This is a genomic window from Microbulbifer aggregans, assembly GCF_001750105.1.
Classification (GTDB): Bacteria; Pseudomonadota; Gammaproteobacteria; order Pseudomonadales; family Cellvibrionaceae; genus Microbulbifer; species Microbulbifer aggregans.
Genome location: NZ_CP014143.1, coordinates 1193646 through 1209282, shown reverse-complemented (window position 1 = coordinate 1209282; position 15637 = coordinate 1193646). Strand labels below are relative to the sequence as shown.

The window sequence follows — 15637 nt, the reverse complement described above, 5'->3', positions numbered from 1 at the left end:
AAATCCGCCTTCTATTGCTTCACAGCTCCCGCAACGAATTGTTCTATTTGCTGCTCTAGCATCGATATGGGCAAAGCCCCATTCGCCAAAACCGCATCATGGAATTCACGCAGATCAAACTGATCCCCAAGCTCTTTCTCAGCCTTGGCTCGTAACTCCCGAATCTTGATCTCCCCCATCTTGTAAGACAGCGCCTGGCCCGGCCAGGAGATGTAGCGGTCTACTTCGGCGCGCACGTTGGCATCTGACAGAGAGGTGTTTTCGGAGAGGAAGTCCAGTGCCTGCTGGCGGGTCCAGCCCTGGGAGTGGATGCCGGTGTCGATCACCAGGCGGGCGGCGCGCCACATTTCGTAGCTGAGGCGGCCGAAGTGTTCGTAGGGGGTGGTGTAGATGCCGTCCACCTCCTTGCCCAGGCGCTCGGAGTACAGCGCCCAGCCTTCACCGAAGGCGCTGAGGTACAGGCCCTTGCGGAATTCCGGTACGTTTTGGAGTTCCTGGCTGAGTGCGCCCTGCAGGTGGTGGCCGGGCACGGCTTCGTGCAGGGTGAGCGCCGGCAGTTCGTACAGCGGGCGCTGGTCCAGGGCGTAGGTATTGACCCAATAGGCGCCGCCGCGGGTGCCGCCGATAGCGGCCGGGTTGTAGGAGGCGGTGGTGTAGTTGGGGGCGATCTCGTCCGGCACCGGCACCACACCGTAGGGCAGGCGCGGCAGCTTGCCGAACAGTTGCGGCAGGCGGTAGTCGATCTTCTTGGAGATGTAGGCGGCTTCCTTCAATAGCTCTTCCGGGGTCTTGGCGTAGAACTGAGGATCCGTGCGCAAGAACTCGGTGAATTCCTCGAAGCTGCCATCGAAACCACTCTCTTTGATCAGCTCTTCCATCTCGGCGCGGATACGCTTCACTTCCGCAAGGCCGATCTTGTGGATCTCGGCCGGGTCCATATCCAGGGTGACGTAGCGGCGGATGCCGTGACGGTAGTATGCCTTGCCACCGGGCAGCTGTTCGGCAGCGATGGTGTCGGTGGCGGCCTGCAGGTAATCGCCTTCCATAAAGTCGGCGACGCGGGCGAAGGCCGGCATGGCTATTTGCTGGATTGCCTGTTTGCCTTCCGCGCGCAAGCGCGGCTGTTCTTTTGCAGGGATGCTATCCGGCATCTTGGCGAACGGTTCGTACAGGCTGCTCTTTGTGGGGTCCTCGTAGACCTGTGCGCGCACCGTGGGCGCGATACCTTCCACCACGATCTTCGGCAACACGAAGCCGTCTTTGATGCCCTGGCGCATATTGGCGATGTTCTCGTCAAAAAAGCGGCCGAACGCGCGAATGCGGGCGATGTAATCTTCGTACGCTTTGACCGAGTTCATGTTCAGGCCGTCGTTGGCCTGCAGGGCGTGGGCAAAGAAGCTGTAGAAGGTATTGAGGGGGATGCGGTCCAGGTAGAGCTCGTTGGCCTCGATGGAGTCCTTCAGTACCCAGCTGAGCAGGTCGCGGTTGATGCGCTCCGCGTCGGTGAGCTGGTCGGCATCGATGGCCTGCAGCTGGGCGAGGAAGCCTTTTTCCGCTTTCAACCGCCGGACGCGGTCTTCCGGCGCGACGCCGGGCATGCGATCGTTGTAATCCGCCACCCCCATGCGGCCGGCCATGATGGGGTCTTCTTTCAGGCTGTACTGCCAATGATCGTCGATGACCTGCTGCAGGGTTTCAGAGGCGCTGGCGGCCCAGGCCTGGGGAACCAGCAATAAAAGAATGACGGATAGAGCGGGCAGCAACTTCGCGAGCCTTGCCATGGTATGCACTCCTTGCCGACAGGGCCGGAGCCGGGTCGGTTGTGACTAGTTATTCAGTTAACCGACCAACCATACCATGACCAGAGTCGCGATTGAGGTACCGCTATTTCACATTGCCTGGCTGTTCACTTTCAACGTAGCGGACCATGGCCTGAACCAGTTTGGAAAAGCGCTGCGCCTCCAGGTTGCCCTCGGAAGGCGAGAGGTAAGTGGTATTCACCTCCACCTGAATCGTCGGTACGCCGAGACCAGACGCAAACTTGGTGATGGTCTGGTTTTTGGAGGCACCGAAGCGATTGGAGGAGATATTTAAAATCCCCTCATTCCTTAAGGCGCTAATAAGCTCGAACTGCACCTCCTCATCCCCGAGCAGAGAGCGGCCCTGCATGGTGCCCAGATCGATATCGTAGGGCCGGTAGGGGTGGCTGCCGTGAATATCCAGTACATAGCGGGGTTGCACCTCACGGATCAGCCGTGCCAGCTCCTGCTTGAAGGCGTTGTCATCGTAGTAATTGGGATCCGAGGGGCCCTCCTCGGTGGTGTAGATCACATGGGCACCGGTAAGGCTGGCCACGGACAGGGCCAGCGCCGCGGTGCCACCGCCATCGGCAAAACGGCGGTTGCCATTGCGCAGCGGGCGAGTGGCATGCGGGGCGGTAATGATGACCGGAATACTGCCAGGTACCACCTTGAACCAGGGTGCGCCCTCCTCGATGACCTGTCCTTCCCTGGCATCCAGGGCCTGTTCGATCTCGATGGCTTGATAAATCAGTGAGGGCTCGACGATTGCTCGTGGCGGTAATTCTGCCTGTGCGGCACAGCCGGCGAGTGAGAGTCCTGCGATCAGTGCCATCGTGTACTTCATGTTCATTCTTCTCGTGTTTCCATCTTTGTGGCCGGAGTTGTGGTCGGGCTCACTGTAACCAAGAGTTGTGCTGTAACGGTAGCGATGGCGAAGCTTTAACCGCTTCCAATCTATCCGACGATACGGATTATGCAGAGCAATCTGGCGATTTTATAAACAGTGATAATGACCGGGCTACGCTAATTCGGCCACAGAGTGAGGTACAGCTGCCTGTGACAGACATGCTACTATCCCGCGTTCAGCGCTGGTGCGCGCACCTACAACAACAATGAAAGGGCGCTCATGTCGAACAGTATCTTCTCAAAACTCAACTTCAGCTTTTTTACCTCGGGCTTCATCCGCAAGGAACCGGACCCCGAGCACAGGCTCAATGCGCTCTATGAAAAGACGCGCGAGCAGTTGCTGGCCAGCCTATGCCGGATGCTCGAGCCCGCGCAGGCAGAAGAAGTGTTGCAGGAGGCCTATCTCAAGCTGTTCCTGGCCCTGAAAGAGGACAAAGCCATTGAGCCACGTCCCTTCCTGTTCCGCGTTGCCCGCAACCTGGCCATCAGCCACCTGCGCCACCAAAAGGTGGTCGAGCAGCACGGCATGACCGCTTCCATCACGCTACAGCACACGACCCAGCCCGACACAATCGAGCGCCAGGTCAGTCGTGAAGAGGAGCAGGGAGCGCTGGTGGACGCGATCAATGCGCTGCCGCCCAAGTGCCGCCAGGTCTTTGTCATGCGGAAAATTGACGGCCACTCGCACGAAGAAATTGCACGAATTCTGAACATCTCCACCAAGACGGTGGAAAACCATCTCGCCCGCGGCATGCGCTTGTGTCGCGAGCACCTGGTCGCCAGCAGAAATGCGCCGGCGCCAGAAATTCAGCCGCAAACCACCGAGGAGCCAAAGCTTGCAGCTGGATGAATGGCTCTGCATTGGCATCCCAGATGATGTAATGGAGCAGGCGTCCGCCTGGCTCGCTCGCCTCGATGCCGACCATGTCAGCCTTGATGAACGGCAACGGCTATCCGTGTGGCTGGATGAAGATCCGCTGCACCGCTGGGCGTTCGAGGAGCTGTCGCTGCTCTATGCGCGCGTATCCACGCTCGGCGGTGTGCGCGCGCAGATCGATGCCCCCAGGGTGATGATCTTCCCCCACGCCGCTCCTCCACAGGAAACCCCGGCACCACCTGCCAACCCTTCCCACCCCCATGGCAACCATTGGCAATCTGTCGTTGCGCTGGTGCTGATCGCCGTTGGCCTGGTGTTGGCCATGCGAGGTCCCGCAGAAGCCCCACCGGAGCCCGCTCCCTATTCCGCCCCCCACGGCATCGAGCACTTTTTGCCCAACGGCGAATAATTTCATTCCCGCGTAGGGGATTTCCCGGATTCATGCGTTGAGCTTGTTAGAAGTAAATCTATAAGACCGACTCTAACAATAATTTTGCTCAAGAAATGAGCATTTACGCGATGAGGGAGAACTCCATGAAGCGATCCATGATGCTGCTTTCCGGCATGCTGTTGAGCCCACTGGCACTGGCCATTCAGGAACAGACTGCCGCTACAGCTGCAGCCGCCCAAGCTGAAGACGCCAAGCAAGAATCCATCGAACAGGTGACCGTGGTCGGTACCCAGATCAAGGGTGCGCAGATCAACGAGGCGCTGGCGGTTTCCGTCGTCGATGCCGAAGATATCGAGAATATGGGCGTGGATTCCGGTGAGGAGCTGCTGGCCCTGATCCCGGAAAACGGCCAGAACTTCTTCAACGAAGCCGAGAACATCAGCGGCGGCGTAAACTCTGCCCGCGGTGACATCGGCGCTTTCAACCTGCGCAACCTGGGTACCGGTAACACCCTGGTACTGCTGAACGGCCGCCGGGTGGTGAATGCCGCGGCCTACCAGACTGAAGAAGTCGGTGGCAGCTTCGTGCCGGTAGTCACTGCCAACTCCAACGTCCTGCCTACCGCTGGCCTGCAGCGCGTGGAAGTGCTGCGCGATGGTGCCTCGGCGATCTACGGTGCCGACGCCGTGGCCGGTGTTGTGAACAATGTGCTGAAGGACGACTTCGACGGCTTCAGCGTTTCGGTCAAGCACACCGAGTACGACAACTTCGAGCGCGACACCCAAAAGCTGGCGATCGAGTGGGGCGAAACCTTCAATGAAGGCCGCACCAATGTGAGCGCCTTCTTCAGCCACTACCAGCGCGACCGCGTGTCCGCTTCCGAAGATCCGCGCTGGGCCAATTCCGACCTGCGCGACCTGATCTCTGAAGACTCCCCCTGGTACGACGACACCGCCTTCCGCAACGACAGCGCCAACTCCCTCTACCCGCAGCTGGATATGGTAAGCGGCAGCATCGACGGCATCACCGACAGCCGTGGCGAACTGGAAACCTACCCGGTAGGCGACGAGCGCTGTGAATACGAGATCAACGAATTTGTCTGCGGCGCGGTGGATGGCCAGGGCACCGAGCGCTATAACCTCAATGAATTCCGCGATGTGAGCTCCGAGCTGGAGCGCAGCAACCTGTTCGTATTCGTGAACCACGAGCTGGCCAACGGCATGGAGAGCTTCTCCGAAATCGGCCTCTACAGCTCCTCCACCAACATGCGCCGTCACCCGACTGCATCTTTCTCCACTTCCGAGCTGATCTTCTCCGCCGACAACCCCTACAACCCGTACGGCGTTGACTTCACGCTGGATAACTATCGCTTTGCCGAGCTGCCGCGCATCGTCGAGAACGACGGCGACAACTTCCGCCTGCTGCAGGGCCTGCGTGGCACCTATGGCGACTGGGACTGGGAAACCGCGCTGCTGTGGAACAAGGACGAGAAGTCTGATGTGACCCGCAACCGCGTCTCCAACACCCTGATGCAGGAAGCGCTCAACGATACCTCCCTCGACGCCTACAACCCGCTGAGCGCCGGTAACGACAGCAACATCGAGCGCGCCCTGATCAGCGTGCGTCGTGACAGCGAGAGCGAGCTGAAGAGCTTCGACGTGAAGTTCTCCAACAATGCGCTGTTCGATCTGCCGGCCGGTTCCGTCGCGGCACTGGCGGGCTTCGAGTACCGCGAGGAATCTTTCGTCGACGACCGCGATGATCGCCTCGACGGCACCATCCAGTTCATCGACGCTGAAGGCGATACCTACCCGTTCGTGTCCGACGTGGTGAACTCCAGCCCGACGCCGGACAACAGCGGCGAGCGCTCCGTGGCTTCCCTGTTCGGTGAGGTGCAGGTACCGGTATTCGATAACTTCGATCTGCAGCTGGCACTGCGCCACGAGGACTTCTCCGATTTCGGTGATGCCACCGTTGGTAAAGTCGCGTTCGGTTACCGTCCGGTAGAGCAGCTGCTGCTGCGTGGTTCCTGGTCCGAGGCCTTCCGTGCGCCGAACCTGGTCACCATCAACGAGGAAATCATCGCCCGTAACAGCAGCACCACCGACTGGGCGTGTGTCTACGCAGCCGAAAACGGCGGCGATCCGGACCAGGATGTCCTCGACTGCACCTACTCCATCCAGCGTATCGCCGAGGGCAGTGACGAGCTGGAAGCCGAGCAGTCCACCAACACCTCCCTGGGCTTTGCGTTCACTCCGCTGGATAGCCTGACCGTGACCGTGGACTACTGGACCATCGAGAAAGAAGACACCATCGGCCTGTTCGGTGAAGAGAACCACACCCTGCTGGATCTCTATTACCGCCTGCAGAACGGCACTGGCAACTGCGACACCGTAGGCAATTCGGCGGTGAATCGCGGAGAGATCGATCCCGACGAGGCGGGCTTCTATGAAGCAGCCGGTATCTGTGCCGCGGGCACCGTCGATTCCGTCAATGACCGCTATGCCAACCTGGACACCCGCACCCTGGCCGGTTACGACGTGGGCATCTACTACGACCTGTATACCGACATCGGTGAGTTCGGCCTGAAGTACAACGGCTCCTTTACCACCGAATTCGAACAGGATGCCGGTGGCGATGCTGCGGTGCTGGTACAGGCACAGCAGAACGGCGACATCCCGGCCAACTTCCCGGTAGCCGGTTTTGCCGACCTGATTGGTAAAGACGGTAACCAGGAAGAGCGTCACTCCCTGCAGCTGACCTGGCGTTACGACCAGTTCGGTGCCTCCCTGAGTGGTTTCCAGGTCGGTGAGTTCTACCAGGATTCCCTGACTCTGGAAGATGGTACTCGCTACATCATCCCATCAATGACCACTTACGACGCTACCGTCGACTACCGCTTCGACTACGCGGGCGCGAGCAACCGTGTGCGCTTCGGTGTGAAGAACCTGACCGACGAGCGTGCGCCGCTGGCAGACCGCTACTTCGGTTACTTCTCCGATGCCCACAATGACTACGGCCGCTATTACTACCTGAGCCTGAAGTCCAGCTTCTAAGGCCCAGCTCCGAAAGGCTGGTATCCTGCGGTGCAACACTGCGGGATACCGGCCCTGCCACTCCGCGTACATTCCCGAGGTAATTTAGATGAGTACGACACCAAACCTGGCCGGAGCACAGGTAGATACCTCCATCGAGGTCGGGCGACCCGGCTACCAGACCATCGGCCTGCTGCTTGGCCCGGCGCTGTTCGCCGTGATGATGATGCTAGCCGATGTGCAGACCACCATGAACCCGGTGGCCTGGAAGGTCGCCGCCATCGGCATGTGGATGGCGGCCTGGTGGGCGACGGAAGCCGTTCCGGTACCGGTGACGGCGCTGCTGCCCATTGCCACCTTCCAGCTGGTGGGCATCAGCAGCATGAAAGAGGCCACCGCCCCTTACGCCAACCCCATCATCTACCTGTTTATGGGTGCCTTTGTACTGGCGCTGGCGGTGGAACGGTGGAATCTGCACAAACGGATCGCGCTGATGATTCTCAGCCGCACGGGCACCGATGGTAAGCGCATGATCGGCGGCTTTATGCTGGTCGCTGCGCTGTTGTCCATGTGGATGACCAACACATCCACCACCATGATGCTGTTTCCCATTGCCATCTCGGTGACGGCCATCATCGTTGAAAACGTGCAGGGCCTGTCCGAGCGTGCCAAGTCTCACTTCCAGACCGCCATGTTGCTGGCCCTCGCCTACGCCGCGACCATCGGTGGCCTGGCGACGCTGGTGGGTACACCGCCGAATGCCCTGTTGGCTGCATTCCTGGCCGAGAACTATGGCATCGAGATCGGCTTCGCGCGCTGGATGCTGATCGGCGTTCCCGTTGCCGCGATTCTTCTCCCCGCCGGCTGGCTGCTGCTTACCCGTTGGGTGTATCGGGTCGATATTCCCGAGAGCGAGGAAGTCAAAACGCACCTCCAGGATCTGAAAAAAGAGCTGGGGCCGCTGAGCAAACCGGAAGCCCGTGTGGCGATCATCTTCGCGCTCGTGGTTCTGGCGTGGATGGTACGCCGCCCGCTGTCCGCAGCACTGGGCGTTGAGGGACTGTCCGATGCGGGTATTGCCATGGCTGCCGCAGTGCTGCTGTTCCTGGTACCCAGCGGTGACAGTAAGCAGGAACAGTTGATGAGCTGGCACGATGTCGGTCGACTGCCCTGGGGCGTGCTGATCCTGTTCGGTGGTGGTCTCAGCCTGGCTTCACAGGTCTCCGCTTCCGGGCTGGCAACCTGGCTGGGCGAGAGTCTGTCCCTGTTGTCCGCGATCGGCGTTGTCGCGCTCGTTATCGCAGCGACCGCGCTGGTGATTTTCCTCACCGAACTCACCAGTAACCTGGCGACGACTGCGACTTTCCTGCCCGCAGTGGCGGCGATTGCCGTACAGGCGGACATCTCTCCCCTGCTGCTGTGTGTGCCGGTCACCCTGGCGGCGAGCTGCGCGTTCATGCTGCCGGTGGCAACGCCGCCCAATGCGATCGTCTATGCCTCCGGCATGCTGACCATCCCGCAGATGGTGCGCGCCGGCGTGGCCCTGAACCTGTTCGGCCTCGCTTTGCTGTCCGTTGTGGCTCTGGTGTGGGCACCGCAGATCCTCGGCCAATAGCCGTCGGGACTGCTTGTCGGGCGACACAGTTTCGCACTGGCCCGGCAAGCAGTTTTCACTTCCGATGAAGATATCTCCATTCTCAGGAAAGGAATTCACGATGCCAGCTATCCGCAAACTCCTTGCCGCCAGCACCCTGGCCTGGCTTGGCAGCGCTACCGCGCTCGCCAGTACCACTGACACACCACCAACGGTCAGTGATATTTTTTCCGCGGAAAGCAAAACCCAGAAAGTGCTCGATATCGAGGCTGCGCTGGCTTCTGCCCAGGCCGAGCTGGGCATTATCCCGGACTGGGCGGCGAAGGAACTCGAAGCAAAAGCCAGCACGGACTATGTGTCGCAGGAAGATCTGGCGCGGGAATACGATGTGGTCCGTCACCGTATGGTGGCACTGCTGAACGTGTGGCAGCGCGCTCTTAAACCCGAAGCCGCGGAATACATGCATTTCGGTGCGACCACGGTGGATATCTACGATACCGCCCTGGTGCTGCAGCTGGAGGAATCCACTCGCGCCCTGATCAGCCAGCTGCGCGCGCTGGAAGAAATCATGATGCGGCTGGCGCAGGAGCATAAAGGTACGGTGATGGTGGGCCGTACACTGGGCCAGCATGCACTGCCTATTACCTTTGGTAAGAAGGTAAGCACCTGGCTGGGGGAAAACCGCCGTAATATCGAACGCCTCAAGGATATGCACGGCCGGCTGCTGCGCTCGGGTATCCTCAAAGGTGCCGTGGGTAGCTACGTAGGCCTCGGTGAGCAGGGGATTGAAGTCGAGCGTGCGTTTGCCAAACACCTCGGCCTGCAGCGGCCCTACCCCGACGACTGGCATGGTGCCCGGGACATACTTGCCGAGTACGCCTTTACTCTGGCTCTGATCAGCAAGTCTTACGGTCGCATCGGCAACGAGTTGTTCCTGCTGCAGATGACCGATATCGGCGAAACAGAAGAAGTCCGCAAGAAAACGGCTGTTGGCAGCAGCACCATGCCGCACAAGAAAAACCCGAGCAAATCGGAAGCCCTGGTCTTCTATTCACGCAGTATTCCACGGACGGCGGAGATCATTGCCGATGACATGATCAACGTATTCGAACGGGACAACACCTCGCGCACCAACCGGTTGCTCGCGGAGATTTCCATCGAAACGGAAGACATGCTCAACGCCGCCATGGGCCTGCTCGGCAACCTCAAGATCAACCAGGCTGCCATGGCCGAGAACCTGGAGAAAACCCGCGGCATGATCCTCTCCCAGCGGGTCACCTTTGCACTGGCAGACAAAATCGGCAAGACCACCGCCAACAGCAGGCTGCACGAGCTGGCGGTAGAAGCCATGGCTGAGGACATTAGCCTGCGCGAAGCGATCGAGGGCGCCTCTGATATTGCCCAGCACTTCACCCCCACGGAACTCGACGAACTGTTCGATAGCACCAGCTATCTCGGCCTGGCAGAGGAACAGGTAGACGCCGTCATCGCCTACTGCCGCGAGGCGCGGAAGAGCGATTTCGCAGACTGACGACTCGAATCGCATTCTCAACAGCTCCCCGATCCGGCCAGGCTCCCAATGCCGTGTTCGGGGCGCCCCTCTCCTACACAGTCATCCTCACACACCCCGACTGCAATCGGCACTAGAATTAGAGCGGTTACTCCGGAGTATCTGCTCCATATCGCCATCAATCAGGAGTTGGGATGAAGAATATCTGTGTCTACTGCGGCTCCAGTCCCGGGCGCCGGACCGAATTCCTGCAGGCGGCCGAGGCGCTGGCGGCGGAACTGGTGGCGCGGGATATCGGCCTGGTTTATGGAGGTGCCAGTATCGGCATCATGGGTGCGCTGGCCGATGCAGTGCTGGCCCAGGGCGGCCGTGTAATCGGGGTAATCCCGGAGGCGCTGGCGGTACGGGAAGTGCCGCACCCCAACGTCACCGAGATGCGGGTGGTGACCTCGATGCACGAGCGCAAGGCGATGATGGAGGCGCTCTCCGACGGCTTTATCGCCCTGCCCGGCGGTCTTGGCACCCTCGAGGAGCTATTCGAGATCCTCACCTGGGGACAACTCGGTTTTCACCAGAAACCCTGTGGATTACTCGATGTAGCCGGGTACTACCAGCACCTGGCCACCTTCCTCGATCACTGTGTGACGGAGCAGCTGCTGCAACCCCAGTACCGGGCCATGCTGCTGGAGGCAGACGACCCCGCCAAGCTACTGAAACTGATGGAAAATTATCGCCCGCCGCCGCGAGACCAGCGCATCTCCCGCGACGATCTCTGATTCAACCTTTTCTGCCGGTAAGTGAATACCAACTGCGAATGAGAATTGTGGATATTCGGTTACTCACACAATCCTTGGATAGAGTTGTGAATAAGTTCGGAGTAACGCTCGTGGGCCGCATGGTTACTGGGACTGTGACAACCGTGTGAAAAAGCGACGATTGGACATCGTTCGTGATTGGGTGAGATAGCACTGGCACCCACCGATAAAAAAACCGCACGGGGTGAGAACCCGGTGCGGTTTTTCTTTTTCGCCTGTTCTTGTTTGCCAATCAGCGGCGCTTTAACAGCTCCAGTAGCTCCCAGCAGGCACCCAGTGTGTGGTAGTCACACTTACCGCCGGCGATGCTCTTTTCATTGGAGTATTTGCGATTCTGCCGATCGAGGACGCGGTACCAGGCACCGTGCTCGTGATCGATAAAGTGTGCCCAGCAGTAATCCCAGATACGGTCGTACCACTGCCAGTACATTTCCTCGCCGGTGGCCTCTGCCAGCAATGCCGCGGCGGCAAAGCTCTCTGCCTGCACCCAGAAATATTTATCGGCATCACAGATGCTGCCGTCCGGCGCATGGCCGTAGGCGATACCGCCGTGTTCACCATCCCAGCAAACTTCCAGCGCACGGTCGAACAGGTTGCGGGCCCGCTCCAGCATCCACGGCTCCGGCCGATAACGGTGCAGAGTGAGCAGTAACTTACTCCACTCGGTCTGGTGGCCGGGCTGGAAGCCCCAGGGCCGGTAGAGATTTTTCGGGTCGTCTTTGTTGTAGTCCCAGTCGATCTCCAGGGTTTCGGTGAAGTGCTCCCAGATCAGCCCCTCGGCCTTGTCCGCCAGAGTGACAGCAACGGTCCGGGCCAGGGTGTAAGCGCGATCGAGGAACTGCTTGTCACCCGTCGCCTTGTAAGCAGCCAGCAAGGCCTCGCAGCAGTGCATGTTAGCGTTCTGCCCCCGATAGGGGCTGACCGTCTGCCAGTCCGGTGTGGCTTCGTCGGCATAGAGTCCGGCATCGGCCTGCCAGAAATGCTGATTGAGCAGATCCCAGGTTTTGTAGAGATCCTCCCTGGTGCCGTCCAGATTCAGCTCCACGCAGCTGGCCAGTGCCAGCATCACAAAGGCGAGGCCATAGCAGTGGTTGGTCTGGTCCACAGGGGCATTGTTGTTCAGCAACCAGTTGTAGCCCTGGCGCTGCGCGTCCCAGTGCTGGTTGCGCAGGTATTCGAGGCCATGCCGTGCGCGCTGCAAATCTTCCTCGTTGCCGGAATGTCGATAGGCGCCGCAGTAGTTGAAGATCATACGGGTGGAGCTGACCAGGTGTTTGAAGCCCGGATCAAACACGGTGCCATCATCGAGGTAGTTCTGATGAAAGCCACCCAGCCGCCCATCAGTCACATGGGGCTGGTAGAAGGCCAGAATGCTGTCGACGTGCTGCTTCAGAAACTCGGCGCTGCGGAAGTTTGGAGTATCAGGCATGGTGGCTCCTTGCAGAGAGGAAGGCGTTGAGCGATTGCTGATTGGGCAATGAGGGAAATGCACCCGCTTTCGATGCTGCATGGGCGCCGCAGGCGCAGGCAAAGTGCAGAGCCTGCTGGAATATTTCTGTATGCAGCCAGCCGGAGAGTTCGGTCGGCGTCACACGTTGTTGTGCCAGCTGATAGATCAAGCCACCGATAAAGGCATCGCCGGCGGCGGTGGTGTCCACCGTATCGGTCCGGGGCGGTACCACTGTGCCCTGACCGACGGCACTGATCCACTGCAGAGGCTGCGGGCCATCGGTGACCAATAGCAGTTGTGGACGCTGTTGCAGCAACTGGCTGTGGAAATCTTTCCCATTGGTGAGGAAGTCCCGCTCTTCGCGGCTCATCTTGACGATATCCGCCAGTGCCACCAATTCCAGCACCCGTCCGCGACTGGCCGAACCCGCCGGCCACAAGTTGTGGCGCAGGTTTACATCGACGCTCACCAGCCAGCCCTGAGCCTGGGCGGTCTTTGCCGCTTGCAGGGTGGTAGCGGCGATCTCGCCATCCGTCAGGCTGTTGGAGCACAAATGCAGAATGCCCTGACCGGAGAAGGTGTCTTGATGGAAATGCTCGGGGCGAAAGCACAGGTCCGCCGCAGGCGGACGGTAAAATTCAAAACTGCGCTCGCCGCTCTCATCGAGGGAGACAAAAGCCAGCGCAGTTTTTGCTTCATTGGTAAAGCGCACATAGTCGGTCTTGACCCCCTCGGATCGTAGCGCGTCAAACAAAAAGCGCCCGAACAGGTCCTCCCCCAGCATGCCGGCGAAATAGGCCTCGCCGCCGAGCTTCGCCACCGCCACTGCGGCATTGGCTGGCGCACCACCGGGAAACTTGCGGAACTGTTCCACCCCGCTCTCGGCACTACCCGTACTGGCATTACCGGCCACCCGATCCGACAGGAGATCGACCAGCGCCTCGCCAAAGCAGACGACTTTCAACATCGCTACTCTTCTCCCTGCAGGTATTCGGGAAAGCGCACCGGTTGTGCCTGGTAGGAAGCCTGAATGGATTCCCGGAATTGCGGCAGCCCCTCGTAGAAGAAGAACACTTCGCCGAGCAGGCCCGCGCGGCGGTTGGCAGCCAGCATGCCCTCGAACAACTCGCGGCTGGGTAACTGGTCACCGACCTTAATCAGCACACCGGGGACAAATATTTCTCGCTGCTCTTCCGGTACCTGCGCCAGCGTCTGCTGCAGTGCGGCTTCGTAATCGGCAAGGTTGTGGCGATAGACCTGCGGCACCAGCAGGTCCACATTGCCGGCCTGCAACCAGGCGGGCCAGTCCTGCAGGTATTCCCGCTTGGACCAGGGAAAGATGGAAGGTGAAAAAGACACGATCAGGTCTGGCCGCACGGCTTTGACCTGTCGATAAAGATCTTGCGCGTAGTCGCTGAGGATATCCGCCCGCCAGTCGACCCAGGCCGGCTCCTGACTATCAGTCGGCGGCTTTGCGCCATTGTGTTCGCGCTGGTAGTGAGCGATCACGGCCGGGTTATAACCGCCCTCGGAAGGCATCGCCGGCAGGCGGTCATCGCCCTGGATGCCATCGACGTCATAACGCTGCGCCACCTCCAGCACCAGCGAAGTCATGAATTCCTGTACTTCGGTATCCAGCGCGTTGAGCCAGTCGAAGCCATTTTTGGTCACCAGCTCGCCCCCGGCGTTGAGGGATTTCCAGTGCGGTTTCAGCCGGCCGATCTCGCCGCCGTTGGTACTGTGGGAGGAAGAAAAGCCGAATTCGAACCAGGCGATCACCTTGATACCGCGAGGGCGAGCCGCATCGATCACTTCCTGCAGCGGATCACGACCAATGGAAGCGGGATCCAGCGCTGGGTCCATCGCGACCCCAGTGAAATTTTCCATGACTGCCGATGGGTAGAGTGTCTGCCCCTTGTTCCAGGTCACCACAAAGATGGTGTTGATACCCAGTTCATCACAGAGCGCCACCGCTTCTTCGATACCTTCGCGGCTGTAAAGCGCATCGCTGGCCACATTGGTGAGCCAGACCCCGCGCACCGCCTCGGGTAGGGGTTCCTCATGTGCACTCTCCGAATTCGCCGCGCAAGCGATTTGCGCGAGCAGCATCCACAGGCATAACAGGACCAGCTTACGCATATCAGTGCTCCGCCATCGGCTTCAGGGTCGAGATGGTTTGCTCATCAGCATCGAACAGGTAGAGCTTTTCCGGGACAAAGGCGAGGCCCACTTCGTAACCGGGGCGTGGCAGTAATTGTCCATGACTCTGCACGCAGAGTGACTGACCACCGAGGGTACAGTACAGGTAACTGATGGAACCCAGTTGCTCCACCGAACGCACCTGTGCCCGCAGTTCGCTGCTGTCGTCGACGGTGATGTGCTCCGGGCGAATGCCCAGGGTCAGTTCATCGCCGGCCGCTGGTTCTGTGCCGCACGGAACCGCCAGTTCCACCTTGCCGCTCTCGCCACTCTCGCCGCTAACGGCAACTTTCGTTTTTTGATCCTCCATACCGGTAGCCTGCACCGGGAGGAAATTCATTTTTGGTGAGCCGATAAACCCGGCCACGAACTGATTGGCCGGGTTGGTATACAGGGCCATGGGTTCACCCACCTGCTCCACCCGGCCATCCCGCAACACTACGATGCGGTTGGCCAGGGTCATGGCCTCGGTCTGGTCGTGGGTGACGTAGATCATAGTGGCACCGAGACGCTGGTGCAGGTCGGCGATCTCGGTGCGCATCTTTACCCGCAGTTCCGCGTCCAGGTTGGACAGCGGTTCATCGAACAGGAAGACATCCGGGTCCTGTACCAGAGCGCGACCGATGGCCACGCGCTGGCACTGGCCGCCGGACAATTCGCCGGGCTTCCGCTTCAGGTAGGGCTCCAGTTGCAGGATCTCGCTGGCGCGGCCGACTTTTTCCTGAATGGTCTCCTTCGGTACCTTGCGCATGCGCATGCCGAAGCTGAGGTTCTGCTCGGCGGTCATGTGCGGATACAGCGCATACGACTGGAATACCATGGACACCCGACGCTTGCTCGGCGCCAGACTGGTCACATCGCGGCGGGCGATATGGATGCTGCCTTCGGTCACGGTTTCCAGCCCGGCGATCATCCGTAGCAGGGTGGATTTACCGCAGCCGGAGGGACCGACGAACACCACGAACTCCCCCGGCTGTATCTGCAGGTCCACGCCATGAATGGTCTGGATGCTGCCGAAGCGCTTCTTGACCGCCTGAAGTTGTAACTCTGCCATCGAT

12 protein-coding genes are annotated in these 15637 nt (G+C 59.9%); 6 read left to right on the top strand and 6 right to left on the bottom strand.

Annotation, left to right across the window (positions count from 1 at the left end):
* Positions 1–11 precede the first annotated feature (11 nt).
* Together AUP74_RS05215 and AUP74_RS05210 are read right to left on the bottom strand one after the other, a co-directional pair.
* Positions 12–1781, bottom strand: coding sequence for a DUF885 domain-containing protein (locus AUP74_RS05215; protein ID WP_069946648.1), 1770 nt, complete (start codon positions 1779–1781; stop codon positions 12–14).
* A gap of 103 nt (positions 1782–1884) precedes the next feature.
* Complete coding sequence (locus AUP74_RS05210) at positions 1885–2646, bottom strand: hypothetical protein (protein ID WP_226999900.1); 762 nt, start codon at positions 2644–2646, stop codon at positions 1885–1887.
* A 282-nt stretch (positions 2647–2928) separates the two neighbouring features.
* Here AUP74_RS05210 and AUP74_RS05205 point away from each other — a divergent pair, with 282 nt between their 5' ends.
* The 6 genes from AUP74_RS05205 to AUP74_RS05180 all read left to right on the top strand — a co-directional run bounded on the left by AUP74_RS05205 (position 2929) and on the right by AUP74_RS05180 (position 10891).
* Entirely contained in the window at positions 2929–3558 is a 630-nt protein-coding gene (locus tag AUP74_RS05205; protein WP_069946646.1) for an RNA polymerase sigma factor, read from the top strand.
* Positions 3545–3994 (top strand): FecR/PupR family sigma factor regulator, encoded by a 450-nt coding sequence (locus AUP74_RS05200; RefSeq protein ID WP_069946645.1) that lies wholly within the window; start codon positions 3545–3547, stop codon positions 3992–3994. The genes AUP74_RS05205 and AUP74_RS05200 overlap by 14 nt, the downstream gene beginning before the upstream one ends.
* A 125-nt stretch (positions 3995–4119) precedes the next feature.
* Positions 4120–7032 carry a TonB-dependent receptor domain-containing protein gene (locus tag AUP74_RS05195; RefSeq protein WP_145924323.1) on the top strand — a complete coding sequence of 971 codons (2913 nt, stop codon included), beginning with the start codon at positions 4120–4122 and terminating at the stop codon, positions 7030–7032.
* An 88-nt stretch (positions 7033–7120) separates the two neighbouring features.
* Positions 7121–8626: an SLC13 family permease gene (locus AUP74_RS05190; protein WP_145924322.1), complete on the top strand. Its 1506-nt coding sequence runs from the start codon at positions 7121–7123 to the stop codon at positions 8624–8626.
* A 100-nt stretch (positions 8627–8726) separates the two neighbouring features.
* Positions 8727–10136, top strand: coding sequence for a lyase family protein (locus tag AUP74_RS05185; protein WP_069946644.1), 1410 nt, complete (start codon positions 8727–8729; stop codon positions 10134–10136).
* Between the two features lie 173 nt (positions 10137–10309).
* Complete coding sequence (locus AUP74_RS05180) at positions 10310–10891, top strand: LOG family protein (protein WP_069946643.1); 582 nt, start codon at positions 10310–10312, stop codon at positions 10889–10891.
* Between the two features lie 271 nt (positions 10892–11162).
* Here AUP74_RS05180 and AUP74_RS05175 read toward each other — a convergent pair whose 3' ends face one another.
* The 4 genes from AUP74_RS05175 to AUP74_RS05160 are packed head-to-tail and all read right to left on the bottom strand — an operon-like array spanning position 11163 to position 15633.
* The gene (locus AUP74_RS05175; protein ID WP_069946642.1) at positions 11163–12359 is read right to left on the bottom strand and encodes an AGE family epimerase/isomerase; all 1197 of its coding nucleotides are present in this window, start codon (positions 12357–12359) and stop codon (positions 11163–11165) included.
* Complete coding sequence (locus AUP74_RS05170) at positions 12352–13347, bottom strand: carbohydrate kinase family protein (RefSeq protein ID WP_069946641.1); 996 nt, start codon at positions 13345–13347, stop codon at positions 12352–12354. Before AUP74_RS05170 ends, AUP74_RS05175 begins: the two co-directional genes overlap by 8 nt.
* A 2-nt stretch (positions 13348–13349) precedes the next feature.
* Complete coding sequence (locus AUP74_RS05165) at positions 13350–14519, bottom strand: glycoside hydrolase family 10-like protein (protein ID WP_069946640.1); 1170 nt, start codon at positions 14517–14519, stop codon at positions 13350–13352.
* A 1-nt stretch (position 14520) separates the two neighbouring features.
* A complete protein-coding gene (locus AUP74_RS05160; protein ID WP_069946639.1) occupies positions 14521–15633 on the bottom strand; it encodes an ABC transporter ATP-binding protein in 1113 nt (370 codons plus the stop codon).
* Positions 15634–15637 lie beyond the last annotated feature (4 nt).